The organism is Streptomyces panaciradicis, from assembly GCF_023516615.1.
Taxonomy (GTDB): domain Bacteria; phylum Actinomycetota; class Actinomycetes; order Streptomycetales; family Streptomycetaceae; genus Streptomyces; species Streptomyces panaciradicis.
Window position 1 is genome coordinate 1 of sequence record NZ_JAMGBF010000095.1, and the last position, 15,433, is coordinate 15,433.

At 69.7% G+C, this 15,433-nt stretch carries 14 protein-coding genes, 1 pseudogene and 1 riboswitch; of the genes and pseudogenes, 10 read left to right on the forward strand and 5 right to left on the reverse strand.

Annotation, left to right across the window (positions count from 1 at the left end; translation table 11 throughout):
• Both M8J74_RS28105 and rfbD read left to right on the forward strand, forming a co-directional pair.
• Nucleotides 1-399 (forward strand): GDP-mannose 4,6-dehydratase (locus M8J74_RS28105; RefSeq protein WP_249839124.1); only part of this gene is annotated, 399 nt, incomplete at its 5' end.
• 32 nt (nt 400-431) lie between these two features.
• Complete coding sequence (gene rfbD, locus M8J74_RS28110) at nt 432-1,280, forward strand: dTDP-4-dehydrorhamnose reductase (RefSeq protein ID WP_372500298.1); 849 nt, start codon at nt 432-434, stop codon at nt 1,278-1,280.
• Between the two features lie 178 nt (nt 1,281-1,458).
• On the opposite strand, the gene M8J74_RS28115 is transcribed toward rfbD, so the two are convergent.
• Both M8J74_RS28115 and M8J74_RS28120 read right to left on the reverse strand, forming a co-directional pair.
• Nucleotides 1,459-2,460, reverse strand: a complete 1,002-nt coding sequence (locus M8J74_RS28115) for a M56 family metallopeptidase (protein ID WP_249839126.1) — start codon at nt 2,458-2,460, stop codon at nt 1,459-1,461.
• A gap of 3 nt (nt 2,461-2,463) precedes the next feature.
• Entirely contained in the window at nt 2,464-2,874 is a 411-nt protein-coding gene (locus tag M8J74_RS28120) for a BlaI/MecI/CopY family transcriptional regulator (protein WP_249839127.1), read from the reverse strand.
• Nucleotides 2,875-3,057: 183 nt separating this feature from the next.
• Here M8J74_RS28120 and M8J74_RS28125 point away from each other — a divergent pair.
• The 3 genes and pseudogenes from M8J74_RS28125 to M8J74_RS28135 form a co-directional block, all read left to right on the forward strand.
• A pseudogene (locus tag M8J74_RS28125) lies at nt 3,058-3,183 on the forward strand (DUF3253 domain-containing protein); the annotation flags it as partial.
• Nucleotides 3,184-3,320: 137 nt separating this feature from the next.
• The gene (locus M8J74_RS28130; protein WP_249839128.1) at nt 3,321-5,402 is read left to right on the forward strand and encodes a penicillin acylase family protein; all 2,082 of its coding nucleotides are present in this window, start codon (nt 3,321-3,323) and stop codon (nt 5,400-5,402) included.
• Complete coding sequence (locus M8J74_RS28135; protein WP_249839129.1) at nt 5,395-6,012, forward strand: GNAT family N-acetyltransferase; 618 nt, start codon at nt 5,395-5,397, stop codon at nt 6,010-6,012. Before M8J74_RS28130 ends, M8J74_RS28135 begins: the two co-directional genes overlap by 8 nt.
• Nucleotides 6,013-6,260: 248 nt before the next feature.
• On the opposite strand, the gene M8J74_RS28140 is transcribed toward M8J74_RS28135, so the two are convergent.
• Complete coding sequence (locus M8J74_RS28140) at nt 6,261-7,313, reverse strand: metallophosphoesterase (RefSeq protein WP_249839130.1); 1,053 nt, start codon at nt 7,311-7,313, stop codon at nt 6,261-6,263.
• Nucleotides 7,314-7,705: 392 nt separating this feature from the next.
• Here M8J74_RS28140 and M8J74_RS28145 point away from each other — a divergent pair, with 392 nt between their 5' ends.
• Nucleotides 7,706-8,644 (forward strand): MerR family transcriptional regulator, encoded by a 939-nt coding sequence (locus M8J74_RS28145; RefSeq protein WP_249839131.1) that lies wholly within the window; start codon nt 7,706-7,708, stop codon nt 8,642-8,644.
• A 111-nt stretch (nt 8,645-8,755) separates the two neighbouring features.
• Here M8J74_RS28145 and M8J74_RS28150 read toward each other — a convergent pair whose 3' ends face one another.
• Nucleotides 8,756-8,911, reverse strand: a complete 156-nt coding sequence (locus tag M8J74_RS28150) for a hypothetical protein (RefSeq protein WP_249839132.1) — start codon at nt 8,909-8,911, stop codon at nt 8,756-8,758.
• A gap of 263 nt (nt 8,912-9,174) precedes the next feature.
• A riboswitch (guanidine-III (ykkC-III) riboswitch) is annotated at nt 9,175-9,236 on the forward strand.
• 10 nt (nt 9,237-9,246) lie between these two features.
• On the opposite strand from M8J74_RS28150, the gene M8J74_RS28155 reads away from it, so the two are divergent.
• The 3 genes from M8J74_RS28155 to M8J74_RS28165 all read left to right on the forward strand — a co-directional run bounded on the left by M8J74_RS28155 (nt 9,247) and on the right by M8J74_RS28165 (nt 11,725).
• A complete protein-coding gene (locus M8J74_RS28155; RefSeq protein ID WP_249839133.1) occupies nt 9,247-9,561 on the forward strand; it encodes a DMT family transporter in 315 nt (104 codons plus the stop codon).
• A gap of 1,162 nt (nt 9,562-10,723) precedes the next feature.
• Nucleotides 10,724-11,164, forward strand: a complete 441-nt coding sequence (locus M8J74_RS28160) for a luciferase domain-containing protein (protein ID WP_249839134.1) — start codon at nt 10,724-10,726, stop codon at nt 11,162-11,164.
• Between the two features lie 351 nt (nt 11,165-11,515).
• Nucleotides 11,516-11,725, forward strand: a complete 210-nt coding sequence (locus M8J74_RS28165) for a three-helix bundle dimerization domain-containing protein (RefSeq protein WP_249839135.1) — start codon at nt 11,516-11,518, stop codon at nt 11,723-11,725.
• 677 nt (nt 11,726-12,402) lie between these two features.
• Here M8J74_RS28165 and M8J74_RS28170 read toward each other — a convergent pair.
• Complete coding sequence (locus M8J74_RS28170) at nt 12,403-13,455, reverse strand: PP2C family protein-serine/threonine phosphatase (protein ID WP_249839136.1); 1,053 nt, start codon at nt 13,453-13,455, stop codon at nt 12,403-12,405.
• A 372-nt stretch (nt 13,456-13,827) separates the two neighbouring features.
• Here M8J74_RS28170 and M8J74_RS28175 point away from each other — a divergent pair, with 372 nt between their 5' ends.
• The gene (locus tag M8J74_RS28175; protein ID WP_249839137.1) at nt 13,828-14,181 is read left to right on the forward strand and encodes an STAS domain-containing protein; all 354 of its coding nucleotides are present in this window, start codon (nt 13,828-13,830) and stop codon (nt 14,179-14,181) included.
• Nucleotides 14,182-15,433: the final 1,252 nt, after the last annotated feature.

The following is a 15,433-nucleotide window of genomic DNA, read 5'->3' on the forward strand; positions in this document are numbered from 1 at the left end:
ATCACGAACCTGCTGGACGGCAAGAAGGTCCCGCTCTACGGCGACGGCGGCAACGTCCGCGACTGGCTGCACATCGACGACCACGTCCAGGGCATCGACCTGGTGCGCACCCGGGGACGCGCCGGCGAGGTCTACAACATCGGCGGCGGCACCGAACTGTCGAACAAGGAACTCACCTCGCTCCTGCTGCAGGCCTGCGACGCCGGCTGGGACAGCGTCGAGTACGTCACCGACCGCAAGGGCCATGACCGCCGCTACTCCGTGGACTGCACCAAGATCCGTACGGAACTGGGCTACGTCCCCCGCAAGGACTTCGCCACCGGCCTCGCCGAGACCGTCGCCTGGTACCGGGACAACCGCCACTGGTGGGAGCCCCTGAAGGAGCGCGCGGCACTGTGACATCCACCTGGCTGATCACCGGCGCGGGCGGCATGCTCGGCACGGACCTCATGGACCGCCTGACGGCGGATAGAGAGAACGTCGTGGGCCTGACCCGCGGAGACCTCGACATCACGGACCCGGACGCGGTGCACGACGCCGTCGCGGAGCACCGGCCGGACGTGATCGTCAACTGCGCCGCCTGGACCGCCGTCGACGACGCGGAAACCCAGGAGGCCGATGCCCTGCGCATCAACGGCCACGGCCCCCGGAACCTGGCAGCGGCCTGCGCCGGGACGGGCGCCCAACTGCTCCAGGTCTCCACGGACTACGTCTTCGCGGGCGACGCCGACTCGCCCTACGCGGAGGACGCTCCCACGGCTCCACGAAGTGCCTACGGCCGCACCAAACTCGTCGGCGAGCAGGCCGTCCTGTCCGCCCTCCCCGACACGGGCTACGTGGTACGCACGGCATGGCTGTACGGAGCCGGCGGCAGCAACTTCGTCCGTACGATGATCAAGTTGGAGAGCGTCAAGGACACTCTCGACGTGGTCGACGACCAGCGCGGCCAGCCCACCTGGACCGTCGACCTCGCCGACCGGCTCGTCCGCCTCGGCCGCTCCGCCCTGCACGGCGTCGCCCCGGCCGGGATCTACCACGGCACCAGCAGCGGTGAGACCACATGGTTCGACCTGGCCCGGGAGATCTTCGGGCTGCTCGACGCGGACGCCGGGCGAGTCCGCCCGACAACGAGCGGCACCTACCTTCGCCCGGCCCCCCGGCCGAGTTACAGCGTCCTCGGACACGACCGCTGGGCAGCCGCAGGGGCACAGCCGATCCGGGACTGGCGCGAAGCCCTGCGTGAAGCGTTCCCGGCGATGCTCAGGGCCGAGCGCTCGTAACCCGGCATACGACGTGCGGGGGTCGGCCGGTCCGCTGCTGATCTCAGCCACCCCGCTCGTTCACCTCCCGTAACACCTGCACGCCGACGCGCCGGACGGCCCTGCCAAAGGTCCGGTCGGCGCATTCGGCGTACTCCCGGCGCCTCGCCGAGGACTCCCCCAGCGGCTCCGGATGCCTTCAGTGATCGTCGGCTCCATGGTGATCGCAACAAGGTGCCGGCTCATGCAGCGGGCACCCGGCCCCGGCCGTACCGGTCGCCCCGGCGTCCGTGGTGCACTGCGCGCGTTCCGCGGTGTCGACCAGGCTCTCGCTGTCCGAGGCGGCGTTGGCCAGGCTGAGGCAGCACAGCGTGAGCAGGAGTGCGCCTGCCACGAAGGGCAGGGAGCGACGCGGAGGCGGCGGAGACAGCAGGGCCTGCACCCGCTGGGGCACCGCCCCGCCGGTCGCGGCCAGGGCGGCAGGCCGCGTCACGGCCGCGGACGCGAGCGCCGCCCGTCCGACGGCGCGGGCGACGACCGTACGGCTGCCGACGCGGTCGGCGGCCTCCTCGTCGGCCCAACGCTCCAAGGCGAACCCGCCCGCCTCGGCCAACGGTCGCAGCAGCGGATTGACGGCCGCCGTCAGTCGCCACACTGTCTGGAACAGGTGGTGGCGGCCGCGGAGATGGGCCCGTTCGTGCGCCAGCAACGCCTCCCGCTCCGCGTCCCCGAGGCAGCGCAGCATCCCCCGGGACACCACGATCCGCCCAGGCGCCCCGGGCAGCGCGAATGCCTGCGGAACGTCGTCGTCGAGCACCGCCAGTTCGGTGTCTCCGGGCACCCGGCCGCATTCCCGGCGAGCCCACACGAGGTGCCGGACCTGCCGTACGGCCGCCACACCCAGCGACATCAGCCCGGCCACCAGGGCCAAGGCGCTGACGGACGCGACGGACAGGAACACCGGGTCGTGAGTGCGCAGCGCGGCCACCGACCAGTGGCCCTCCTCCGCGACCTCCGGGATCTGCGCGAAGCCGGTGAACGCCAACAGGGCCAGCGAGCCGAGCCAGCCGGTCACCGTCACCACGGCCGCGCACGCCAGGAACCAGGCGGCGGGCCGCGGTGCGCGCTGCCGAACCGTCCGAGGAGCGAGGACCGCGAGGACCACGGTGACCACGAGGGGGACATAGACGCTGATCGTCACCGCTCACTGCCCGTCGTCGCGGCCGGTGTCCTGCTCGCCCAGCAGACGGTGCAGCAACTGCTCGTCCTCCCGCGACAGCTCGGACACGAAGCGGGACAACACCGCCTCCCGGTCCGAGCCACGCTCCAGCAGGCTGTGCATCCGTACGGCCGTCTCCGTGGCCTCGTCCCGGACGGGCGCATAGGCGTTGCCGCGCCCCACGGAATGACGTACGAGCATCCCCTTGTCGTACAGACGCGACAGGATCGTCAGTACCGTCGTGTAGGCGAGGTCCCCAGGGAGCCGCTCCAGGACCTGCCGAGCGGTCAGCGGCTCCTTCGCTGCCCACAGAGCGGCGAGGACACCGCTCTCCAGCTCCCCTCGCGCCCTTCTGCCGGTCACCCCGCCGCCGTCCCCGCTCCGTCGGTCGCCCACCTGCTTCACCGCCTTCCTGCTCGGCTGCCCACCCTACCGGGAGGTACTACGTGCTGTAGAAGACCGCCTCCCGTCCCTCGTGCTCGATCTCGGTGACCTGCTGCGTGGGCACCGGACAGGGGCTGCGGGTGAACGCCGTCGGAACCGCGCGCGGTTCGCTTCATGGAGCGGGGGTAGCCGACGGAACCGGTCCGTCGGGCGGCATGGCGTCAGGTGGCGGTCGGCGAAGTCGAAGTGACCCAGGGTGGCCGGCCCGGCAAGGAGTCCGAGGCACGCGGACGCGTCCGCATCCGGCGCGTACGCCGGTAACCGCTCTGCGGCCACACACGGGCGGCGGAGCCTTCCGGCGCTGGGAAGCATCCGGGGGCAGGGGTTGGCCGTGCCGCGCCACCCCGTACGATACCGAACGAAAGATTAGGCAAGGCTTACCTAAAAATGGAGGTCGGGTGGGTTCCGAGATCCACCGGGACGCCTGGGGCATCCCGCACCTGCGGGCCGACGGCGTTCACGAACTCGCCCGCGCCCAGGGCGTGGTCACCGCCCGTGATCGGGCCTGGCAACTGGAGGTCGAGCGGCACCGGGCGCAGGGCACCTCGGCGTCCTTCCTCGGACCGCAGGCGCTTCCCTGGGACCTGTTCGCCCGACGCGCGCGCCTCGACGACACGGCCCGGCGCTGCTGGGCCGCGCTGGAGGAACGTGAACCCGAGACGGCGCGGTGGGTCCGGGCGTACGTCGACGGCGTCAACCAGGAACTGCCCGCCACCGCCGCCCCGGAGTTCGCCCGTGCCGGCCTCTCCCCCGGCCACTGGGAGCCCTGGACCCCGCTCGGCGTCTGGCTCGCCACGCACATCCTGTTCGCCGGGTTCCCGGCCAAGCTCTGGCGGGAGCAGGCGGTACGGCACCTCGGCCCGCGGGCGGTGGGACTGTTCGCCACGGACGGGCCCGGCACTGCCGGCAGCAACGGCTGGCTGGTCGGCGGGGCGCGGACCACGACCGGACAGGCGATCATCGCCGGCGACCCGCACCGCTTCATCGAGGACCCCGGCGTCTACCAGCAGATCCACCTCGCCTGCCCCGACTTCGACGTCGTCGGCCTCGCCGTCCCCGGGATCCCCGGCATCGCCCACTTCGGCCACACCGGCACGGTCGCCTGGGCCATCACCAACGCCATGGCCGACTACCAGGACCTCTACCGGGAGCGGTTGCGGCGGACCGGTGCGGGCGTCGAGGCCCTCGGCCCGGACGGGGTGTGGCGACGGGCGTTCCGGCGCGTGGAGACCGTTCAGGTCGCCGGGGAGGCGCCCGCCGAGGTCGAGGTCATCGAGACGGAGCGCGGACCCGTGATCGCCGGGGGGCCGGAAGGCCTCGAAGGCGGCATAGCCGACGACGAGCCGCTGGCCCTGGCCCTGCGCTACCCGCCCCGGGTGACCGGAGACCTCGGCTTCGGCGCCCTGCTCCCGCTCCTGCGCGCCCGGCGGACCACCGACGTCGACAAGGCCCTCGATCTGTGGGCCGAGCCCGTCAACGTCGTCCTGGCCGCGGACACCGAGGGCGGGGTGCTGCACCGGGTCGCCGGTCGTGTGCCGCTGCGCTCCGAGGCCAACCGCACTCGGATCGTCCTCGCCTGGGAGCCCGGACACGAGTGGCAGGGCTGGCACGAGACACACCGAGCCGAACCCGCCGGTGCCGTCGCGGTGATGGCCAACCAGCGAGGCCTGGCCACGCCCCTCGGCGTCGAGTTCGCCCCGCCCCACCGCGCCGAGCGCATCGCCGCCCTGCTGGCGGAGAGGGAACACTGGTCGCCCGCCGACATGCCCGCGATCCACATGGACACCCATCTCGGCTCCGCCGCGCCCCTGTTGGACCATCTGCGGGCCCTCAATGACCTGTCCCCCGAGGCGGCCGCCCTCCGCGACCACCTCCTGCGCTGGGATTGCCGGATGGACGCGGCGAGCACCGAGGCGGCCGCCTACGCGGCCGTGCGCGGCGCGGTCGTACGGCGGCTCGCCGCCCACCCGGCGTTCGCCGCGCTGGCCACCGCGCCCGCCTGCCCGGACATTCTCCTTCCCTGGCTCGCCCTGCTGCCCCGGATCGCGTTCGCCCTCGAACACCTGCTGCGTGCTGAGGAGTTGTACGGCGTCGACCGGCCGGCGGTCGTAGCGGCGGCACTGGAGGAGGTGGCCGCCCGGCCACCGGCCGCCCCCTGGGGCGAGAGCCACCGGCTCGCCCCCTGGCGGGCGCTCACCACCACCTCCCCGGACGACGAACCGAAACTCGCCGGTGATCACGACTGCGTGCTGTGCACCTCGTCCGTACCCGGCCTGACCGATCTGAGCGCGCGGGGACCCGCCGCCCGTTACGTGTGGGACCTGGCACGGCGGGAGGACAGCCGGTGGGTGGTGCCTCTCGGGGCCTCGGGAGCCCCGGACTCACCGCATCACCGCGATCAACTCCCCCTGTGGGTCAGGGGAGATCTGGTCCCGGTCGTCACCGACTTCGAAGAGCTCACCAAGGAGAGCGATGTCTGAGCTGTACGACGCCCGTGCCGCCGTCCACGAGCAGCACCTCGACCGTTTCGGCACCGTCCGCGTCCTGCGCCTCGACCCGCACGCGGACGCGGACGTCGTGCACGGGTGGGTGGCCGAGGAACGGGCCGTGTTCTGGGGCATGAACGGGCTCGGCCGAGAACTGGTCGCCGAGATCTACGCGCACATGGCCGGGCTCGACACCCATCATGCCTTCCTGGTCGTCAAGGACGGTGAACCGGTCGCGCTGCTCCAGACCTACGAGCCGGGCGCCGACCGTGTCGGCGAGTGCTACGAGGTGCAGGAGGGAGACATCGGGGTGCATCTGCTGCTCGCGCCCGCGGGTGAGGGCGGAGCACGGCCGGGATGGTCGCGGTCGCTCCTCGCGGTCGTGACCGCGTACGTACTGCCGGGGCTGGATCGGCACAGGATCGTCGTCGACCCCGATGTACGCAACGAGAAGGCCATCGCCCGTTTCCTGCGGCAGGGCTTCGAGGCGGGACCGGTCGTCGTCCTGCCGGAGATCGACGTCCCCGACGTCCACCTGCCCGAGAAGACCGCCCAACTCGCCTTCCTGGAGCGAACGGCAGTCGGTCGGCGGAGCCTTCGTTAGGACGAAGCGCACGCCCGTACGGGCTTGTTGAGGGCGGCGCGGTGCCCGCAGGCTCGTCGTGATCCACTCTCCGGCCAACGGGCCGGCATCCGTCATCGGCTGCCGGCGCGTTGTGCCGGGGACGAAGGAGACCGATGGATCGGGACATGGTCGCGGCGAGAGCCCACTTGATGTCCTGACCGAACCTGGGGTCCCGGCCGAGTCCGGGACCCCACGCCCTTTGTCTGTCCCCCTCGACGTTCCCTGTGTCAGGAGCCGGAAGCGGCCAGGGGGACCCTGGTCCAGCTGAGGACCTGGGGGTTGTGCGGCTGGACGGTGACCTTCAGGTAGTCCTTGGCGTTGCTGGAGCCGTCGACGGTGATGCGGTGCAGGTTCGGCACGGCGTCGGTGAGGTGGTAGAAGGCCAGCCACGACGAACCGGCGGCCAGCGGCTGGTCGCTGTTGTAGAGGTGGCTGTCGCCGTTGAAGAGATAGACCGGACCGTCGAAGGCGGCCGACTCGCGGGCGATCGCGGCGACGATCGGCTGGAAGGCGTAGTAGTCGGCGTACGAGGGGTCACTGACGGTCGGGTCGAACATGTCGGCCTGCATCATCAGGGCCACGGCACGGTCGTGACGGTGGCGGGCCGCGGCGAAGGTGTCGCGGATGGACTCGATCACCGACGCCGTACGGGACAGCACTTCGGTGGCCTGCTCGGGAGTGGGCTGGGTGTTGCCGGTCCACGGCGCCATGCTGTTGTTGCTGCCCACCACGTCGAACGCGGCGAACGCGACGCCGGCGCGGGTGTAGCGGACGTTCTCCGGGACGCCCTCGTCGGCCTGCGAGGTCACCCGCACGCTGTTGTGGCCGAGGGTGAAGCCCGGGCGGGCGAAGAACACCTGGCGGATCTTCGCGAGGCGCTCCAGCGGGTTGTAGGAGCCGTTGTTCGGTCGGTGGCAGTCGGTCCACTCGTTGTCGCCCACCGTGTACACCAGCGGGTCCTCGAACTGGTCGAACTCCGACTTGATCATCTGGAAGTACGAGTCGCTGCACACCGTCGATCCGTTCTTGATGTCTCCGAGGTGGGAGACGAACGAGACGTCGGGGTCGGCGTTGATCTGGCTGATGACATGCGGGAAGTCGGCGATCTCGGCGTCGCCGTAGGGCATGTCGCCGATCACCGCGAAGGTGAACGGAGCGTCATGCATGCCGGTGACGGTGTCGGCGGCGCGGGGACCGGCCGAGGCGCTTTCGGCGGACACGGCGAGCGTGAGCAGGCTCAGGGCCGCGGTGGCCGACACGATGTGGCGCCACGAACTCATGGGATTCTCCCTCGGGGACGAGCGGCCCGGGCGGGCCGAAGACACAACAGCTCAGCGGCCGGCATGGGGGCATCGGTGCGGCCCGCGACAGGCGCGGACAGCAGCCGGTGATCGGCCCGGCCGGAGTCTGACGCCCCAGGCCGACCCGGCCATCAGCCGGAGCACGTACGAGCGGTGAACTCTTGCCGACACTCCGGTGGACGGGGCCCGGGGTCACTGACGCGGGCGCCCCGCGATGATCGAAGCCGCTGCACTGCCGCCCGACGTCGTGCCGCCCCGGCATCAAGGGACCACTGCACGCGCGGCGCAACCGAGGTCCTGAGCAGTCGGGAACGCGGAGACGTGGAGGGCAGACTTGAGTCTCCTGCAGGGGGAGACAGGAAAGTGGGCACATGGACGGCGGCAACCTCTACTCGATCGGTGAACTGGCCCAGCGCACCGGGCTGACGGTCAAGACGATCCGGTTCTACTCCGATCGCGGCATCGTGACGCCGGCCGACCGCAGCCACGCCGGCTACCGGCGGTACACCCCGGAGACCGTCGCCCGCCTTGCGTTTGTGCGGACCCTACGAGAACTGGGACTCGGCCTCGACGTGATCCGGCGGGTCGTGGATCAGGAACTCACGCTCGGCGAAGTCGCCGCGGAGCACGCCTCGGCGCTGGACGTGCAGATCCGCATCCTGCGCCTGCGACGGGCGGTGTTGACGGCCGCCGCACGACGCGAGCCCACACCCAAGGAGATGGAACTCATGCACCAGTTGGCCACTCTGTCCCAAGCCGAGCGTCGACACCTGATCGACGACTTCCTCGACACCGTCTTCGACGGCCCGCCCAACGGCTCCCCGCTGGCCGCAGCTCGGCGTTCCATGACGCCCGAGCTCCCCGACAACCCCACCGACGAGCAGGTAAGGGCATGGGTGGAGCTGGCCGAACTGTCCCTGGACCCCGACTTCCGCGCCAGTGAGCGGCGCCTGGCCGACGAGCACATGGCCTGCCTGCCCGCCGGCACTCCCACCCCTCCGCGCCCGGACATCTTCGCCATTGCTCGTGATCTCGTGGCGCCGGCCGTGGCGTCCGGCATCAACCCTGATTCGTCCCAGGCCGATTCCGTCGTCGCGGCGCTCACCGCCCGGTGCGCGCGTGTCTACCGCCCGCCCCATGACGCCGAGTTGTACCGATGGCTGCTGCACCGCCTGGAAGCCGCAGGCGATCCACGCAGGGACCAGTACTTCCAACTGCTCGCGCTGATCAACGACTGGCCGCCACCGGAACGCCTCGCTCCGCTGATCGACTGGTCCGTCACAGCCCTGCGCCTACGGGCGGCAGGGTGAGACAGCAGCACCGGCCAGGCCAAACGGTGCCGAGGGTGAAGACCACCCAGCTGCAAAACAGCGCCCACCGCGGCAGATCCACATTCGTCGTCTCGTCGCGGTAGAAGCTGGTCATCTGCTCCTGGCCGTGCCCCGCGCCCTGGGCAGCCGCGGCCACCGGTCCGCCGCCACCGCCAAAGAAGCGGCCAGAGCAGCCGGCACGCCGATGGAGGCGATCTCGTACCAAGTGGGCTGCATCAGCGGGGCGAAGCCCAGCGCGAACAGCACGATTCCCGCCCACTTCCACCTCCCCCGGACACCTCGCAACCATGACAACCACGCGACCTCCGCAAAGCCGTCTTCAAGCGCAGTATCTGAGCCTTTTCAACCTGCCGATTGCACTGATCAGCAATGCGTGAGCGCATCCTGACGGGAGCCGATCATGCCAGTCAGTTCGCCGCTCCTGATGTGAGGCGGTCTGCCGCTTCTTGGTGACGAAAACCATCCACCTGGACATGCCAGGCGTACCGGGTGACGTGAGATCGTAGATGGCAGAGCCCGACAGGCTCCTGGACGAGGTGCGCCGTACCCAGTCATGACAAGACGACGCGGAGGAGTCTGTCATGGCGTGGATCGTTCTGGTGATGTCCGGTGTGCTGGAAGCAATATGGGCGACGGCGCTAGGCAAATCGGAGGGCTTCACCCGCCCCCTGCCAAGTGCCGTTTTCGGCCTCGGGCTGGTACTGAGTATGACGGGTCTGGCCTTCGCGCTTCGGACGGTGCCCGTGGGCACCGGCTACGCAGTCTGGGTCGGAATTGGTGCGGTGCTCACCGCGACGTACGCCATGCTCGTCGACGGTGAATCTGCCAGCCTGCTGAAACTGGTGCTGCTGGCCGGCATCGTTGGATGCGTGGCTGGCCTGAAGCTGACGCACTGAGGCTTTCCAACCTTGCTGATCCCGGCGTGAGTTGATGTGGGAGCTCTGTGCGGGAAGAGGTGAAGCTCCTGGTAGACGGGGCGTCAAACCTGTCTGCCTGGAGCTTCCTGTGCTTGAGCGTTTTCCGTCCTGTCGATGCCGTCCGGGCCGCCTCCGCGAGAGTCGGGGCGAGCTGCTGGCGGAGCTGGGCAGACAACAAGCGAGGGGCAGAGGTGGACACGTCCACGCCGGACGGGCAGACAAGCACACGAAGCCTCTGGTGGAGACGTTACGAAGGTCTGGTTACCGAGGCCCCAGACAATGCGTCGAAGGGCGAAGGCCGGCTGGGGAAGAAGAGTCACGCCATGGTTGCCTGAAACGCCTCCATGCAGGGGAAGCAGTGCTTGTCCGTCGGCTCTTGCTTGCTGGGCTCGTCCGGCTTGTCCACGCCGCACAACGTGGAGGTCTTGTCGGCCGCCAGGACGTGCCACGCCGGTTCCCTTGAGAGGTCTGGACCCCACCACATTTCGTGCATCGTCAGCTTCCCGGTCGGCGTGCAGGAACGCTCCCATACGACCACAGCCGAGACGAGCGAGCCCTTTACGGTGGCCAGGCGGGTGACGCCTGGCGTCCAGCCGGGCGCGCCGGAGGGCGGCGTGGGATTCCATCGGCTGCTGGTGTCAACCGTCTGGCACAGCTCCTGCCTGTGATCAGCTCGTGTTCAGCGGCGCGCCTTGGCGCGGCCGAGGACGGCAAGGGCGATGGAGATGAGCCATGCGATTCAGTCGAAACCCTTGATGCCGGCGCCGCCGATACCGGCGGCAGCGATCCAAGATCAAATCCGGCATGGACCAGATCTCAGATACCCAAACCGTTGAATGACGTGGCGCTTGTGCACCGCCGGAAGCCGGGCAGACCCGCCTCGTCGGCACCTGGTACGGCACCGCGTGGGGGCGCAGAGCGCACCGAGACGATGTTCTGCTCTGGCCGCTGAGTGAACGGCCGTGCCTGATCATCGACGTCCACACCGGCCGAGAGCGGGCTGTGTCCAGGGGCTGCAGTGATGCAGGTTGTCGTTTTCGCTGGACGTGCAGCACCCACCAGCGGATTTGTGAAGAATCGCTTAACGGCTCCGGGATGCCGGAGGGTAGCCCTGGACCCTGCCACGAGCCAGGATTTGAGTATGGACGCGGCGCAGCGCGCGATGGATCAGCTGGAAGAATGGCCCGATCTCGTCAGGGCCATCCCGACGTGCGGTGTCGGGCAGGCGCTGCGCACCACCGATGTTGAGATCGTGCACTTCCACAGCGAGCATGATGCCGATCTTCATCTGACACGGGCAGTCATACTGCGGCTGCACCCGGAGCTGAGCCGGTCCACCGCCATCCGACTGCTTCCAGGATCGGCGTGGGTGGGCATTCATCTCGACTGCGACGACGACATCGACCTGCTGGCCACCTTGACCAGCCTGGCCCTGCAGGCCCATGCGCGCGTCTGGCCGGGTCCCAACACCATGCCGTGCAGCCGCTGCCTTACCGCGGCAACGGCCAAACACCACGCCACTCACACACGCATCGGATCGCGTCTGCGTCGCCGGCGCCGCAGGACCCGTGACGGCGCCTGATCCCGTCCAGCGCAGGACTACGGCCCGGCTCGTGCGGGGAGCACGTCCGAAACGAACCGTCGGCACACCGCGCGGAAGGATGGCAGTGCGCCGCCACCCCCGTAATCGACGCCCACGGTTGCTGCGCCTCGCGCCGGCCTTTCCAGCTTTGGCGGGAATCGGCTCTGCATCAGGACGTTGTGGAAGCCTGCGAGCGGGCTTCCATTGATCATCCTCGCCCTCCGGGTTCAGCAAGCGTGGTCGGTTCCCGCTGACGCCCCGCGTACCGAGTGCGATGATCATCACAGCGGCAAACTCACGCGCAAGCATTTCAGCACAGACGGAAGCGCACTCCTTCAAGCAGGTGACACTGTGGCAGACAGGGACCGGGAAGACGACGCCATCCGTGCGGTCGTGGAACGCCTGAGCAGCGCCTACAGCGCCACGCACAGCCGAATCGAGGTCGAAGAGGCGGTCGCCAAGGCGCATGCGTCGTTCGCAGATCGACCCGTACGCGAGTTCGTTCCCGTGCTGGTCGAACGCAAGGCGCGCATCATGCTCAAGGAATCGTCCAGCGGATGAAACCTGTCAGGGGCACACGTGCACGACCCCCTGCGGCATTTGTTGGCGCCCGGTGGGCCGGTCCGGCCTTCAGCCGGGCACCGCAGCGCTTCGTGGTGAAGGGCGGCACCGGCTGACGGTCGACGCAGATCGTGCCGGGCAGTGGGTCAGCTCAGCCGGCCGCCGTGGGGAGGCCCTGGTCTGGAGCGGCTTCGCCGGCGTGAGGGACTGGCGCCGTCGGTCGGCGGGGACGGGGAGGAGAAGCCACCTGGCACCGTCGACGGTGCAGGCGCCGGAATCGCTGCGACAGGCCCCCTGCTGGCGCCGGTCTTCGGGGGCCTGGAACGAGCGATGATCTGGGATCTTCCGGCGCTACCTGCCGACTCCGGGCCAGGACTCATCTCGCTGAGGGTCCCGTTCACCAGTGCCCGTTCGGTCTGATCAATGAAGTCTCCGTTTCAGGCTCGGCCAAGGCTGCACCTGGACGGGCCAAGAACGTCAGCGAGCCTCGCAGACCTTTCGTGGCCTGAGGGTTCGACTGCCTGCATTTGCATCTGTACCCCTCAACTGGCCCTCATATCGGGCCCGTCAGGTGTGGTGAGGTCGTTCCTCCGTGCAGGACGATGCCGACCTCAGTGTTCTCGGGACGGGGATTGCGGCCGCCACTTGTGAGCGGGACCGTCTCACGCGGTCGGCAGTCAGTGCTGCGTCTGCTGGGTGGTGTCGGTGCGCGTACGTACGCGGGCGGCCAGCACGGCGATGTCGTCCTCGGCGTGGTCGGTGTCGAGGTCGGAGAGCAGGGTGTCGAGAATCTGCTCCGGTCCTGTGGTCGTGGCGAAGGTGAGCTCGGTGAGTCGGTGCAGGGACTGGTCGATGTCTTCGTGACGGTGCTCGACCAGCCCGTCGGTGAACAGCACCAGGGTCTGCGAGGGGCTCAGGCGGTGAGTTTGTGAGCGGTAGCCGCCGAGGCCGGTGCCCAGGGGCGGACCGACGGGGACGGGGAGCAGGGACGCCTTTCCGTCGGTGTCGATCACCGCTGGGGGCAGATGACCGGCGCTGGCGAGGGTGACCTGTTCGCGGGCGGGGTCGACGCGTGCGATCAGGCAGGTGGCCGGGCGCCGGTCCGGCTCGCCGGCGGCGATGTCGTCGAGCTGGCGCAAAACCCGGTGCGGTGGCAGATCGGCAGAGGCGGTGGAGCGCAGGGTGGAGCGGTAGGCGGTCATGTCGACCGCGGCTTCCAGCCCATGGCCCATGACGTCGCCGACCACGAGCAGCGTCCGGCCGAAGTGGAGGCGGATGGTCTCGCACCAGTCGCCGCCCACCAGGGCGCTCTGCCCGGCCGGCAGGTAGCGGGTGGCGATGTCCAGATTGGGGTGAGGTCGGCCTGGCTCCACCCGCAGAGCACTCTGCAGCGTGCCGACGAGACCGCTGACCTGCTGGTGCTTGCGCGCCTGGCGGATATGCGAGGCCGCGCGTTCTGCCAGCAGCACGCACGCTTCCACTTCCCATCGGGTGAACGGCTCCCTATCCCGGCCGCACACCAGCGTGCCGTAGCTGTCGCCTCTGGTGGTGACCGGCACGCACAGGGCGGTCAGGGTGCCGCCCGACGGCGAGGGGGTCTCGCCGGCCCCGATCGCTCCGGGCTCCTGCTGCGCTGCAGCTGCGGCCCATCGGGCCTCGGGCAGCAGTGTCGGGTCGCCGCGGACGGCCTCGTACCGCCTGCCGGCCGGCTGATCACCAGCGCGCAGCACGGCGGCGGTACCGCGCGTCTGCAGGGCAGCCTCCCGGGTCAGTTCTTCCCAGGTGGTGACCCTCGTCCAGGGTGGTGCCGATCCGAGCCGTCGCGGTGCGCAGCGCGGCGAGACGGGAAACGACTGCTGCCTCCTGCCGGGACCGCTCGCCGGACACGGTGGGCTGCGTCGTCCCCGCTGGTCGAAACGGCCGGATCCATCGCGCCACAGGGTCACGATAAGGCGCCCGCAAGCCACCGCAGTGGATCTGGCGCACGGCAAAACCCAGACGAACGGTCCTGTGAGCGTTGAGCCCCCGTTGCCAGACGGGCTGGCTCCCTCACGTCGGATGCAGACTGGAGGGGAAGCATCCCCACCGCACGGGAGGCCTCCATGACTTCTGAACCTCACTTCACACAGCCGGGGGTCGCGGTCAGTGCGGTCGACGACCGGCATGCCGAGGTCACCCTGCGTGGAGACATCGGCCTCCCCCTCCTCTGCGAGGTCGAGGAACTGTCGGCTGACCCGCGCCTGCTCAGGGCTGAGCGCTGGGTGCTGAACCTTGATGGAGTGACCCGGATCGAGCTGGCGTGCGCCTACGCCCTGCTGAGGGCTGCCACCGAGCACTCCGGGACCATCAGCGTGCGCGGAGCCCGGCACACCGTTCTGCGCACACTGCGGCAGGCCGGCGTGGACAAAGCAGCTGTGATCGAAAAGCAGCACAGCCGCCTGCCGCCCGCTCCGTAACCGGTACGGTCCCGGGGAACCCCGGCCCTCACTTCCCTGTCCCGCAGCACATCGGGAGGGGGCTTTTCGGCCCATGTGGGCCGACCGGCCCCTTCTGACCGGCCCGTACACCGTCGCCCAACACGGCGCGCAGAGAAAGCCCACTTCGACCCATCCCAGGCTCGGCGGGCCGTCCCCGGCAAGCCCTCCCCCACCCAGGTGGCCGGCACTCACTTCTGATCCGCAAGATCCTTTCAGCCGCCACCAGGTGATCTTTTCCAGCGCCGCCGGCAACGGTTCTCCCGTCGCGGCCGCCATCACCTCATCCGCATCGGGGCGAGTTTGGCATTGGCACGCTACGACACTGCCACCAGAAGCCCTCCGGCCAGTACGCGCCGCTCAGCTCAGCGAAAACCACACCGTCGCTCTCACGCTGCACCACACTCACATCCGATCAACGATCCAGCCCGTCAACAGGCCACGCACGTTCCTTCATGGCCTTCAGGAAACCGCTACGTCGCGGCTTTCTGAGCATCACGCGGGTTAGGCGAGGCCATCGGGGGTGGGCGGGGCGGAAGTGCCCTGCCGGCGTCACAGATGCGAAGGGTGGGATTCATTGCCCCGCCGACCGCCGAGGTCTGGCTGGTCCGGCCGAGGCCGGCTCCCAGCGAAGCGAGCACGTCCTTCGATATGGCGGCACAACCGGTCCAGGGAATTGATGGCGGCGCATGAGCCACACGGAGCCGCCCGCAGCGCTACCAAAAGAGCAGGCCGGCCGCTTTCGCCCACCTCTCGCGAGCCCGGCGGAACGCGGCCAGGTCACTGACCATGTCCACGCCCCAGCCCGTTCCATGCAGGGCACGCGATGACTGCGCCGATCAGTGAGCGAGGCGGTAGCCGGTGACGAGCTCCGCCTGGATAGCGAAGCCCTCTGGGCCCGCATGCTGGAGAAGCGTGATCATGTCCCACGGGCCGAAGTCCCGTCCCACGACAGCCCCATGGAGGCGGACCATGCGGCCGTCCTCGTGGTCAGGCGCGCCGACGACCCTGCGGCGGCAAGCGGAAGCCGAACATGGCCGCTGGCACCGGCCACCACCGCCCGACAGAGTGGTCGAAGGCGGGATCGGCACCGGACGGCACTCCGTCCAGATCCACGCCGCGGCTGTTCCATGGCGGGCAAGCAGCGCCGCCCCGTCGACCTGGCTGGGGCGCGGGCCTGCGGACGGGGCCTGCCCGGAGTAGTCAGCGGCTGGTGAGCATGCCGTCGCGCAGC

Coding starts and splice junctions, on each gene's coding strand:
- M8J74_RS28175 (WP_249839137.1), top strand. CDS start 13,828: ATGACTTCTGAACCTCACTTCACACAGCCGGGGGTCGCGGTCAGTGCG.
- M8J74_RS28160 (WP_249839134.1), top strand. CDS start 10,724: ATGGACGCGGCGCAGCGCGCGATGGATCAGCTGGAAGAATGGCCCGAT.
- M8J74_RS28145 (WP_249839131.1), top strand. CDS start 7,706: ATGGACGGCGGCAACCTCTACTCGATCGGTGAACTGGCCCAGCGCACC.
- M8J74_RS28155 (WP_249839133.1), top strand. CDS start 9,247: ATGGCGTGGATCGTTCTGGTGATGTCCGGTGTGCTGGAAGCAATATGG.
- M8J74_RS28135 (WP_249839129.1), top strand. CDS start 5,395: ATGTCTGAGCTGTACGACGCCCGTGCCGCCGTCCACGAGCAGCACCTC.
- rfbD (WP_372500298.1), top strand. CDS start 432: ATGCTCGGCACGGACCTCATGGACCGCCTGACGGCGGATAGAGAGAAC.
- M8J74_RS28140 (WP_249839130.1), bottom strand. CDS start 7,313: ATGAGTTCGTGGCGCCACATCGTGTCGGCCACCGCGGCCCTGAGCCTG.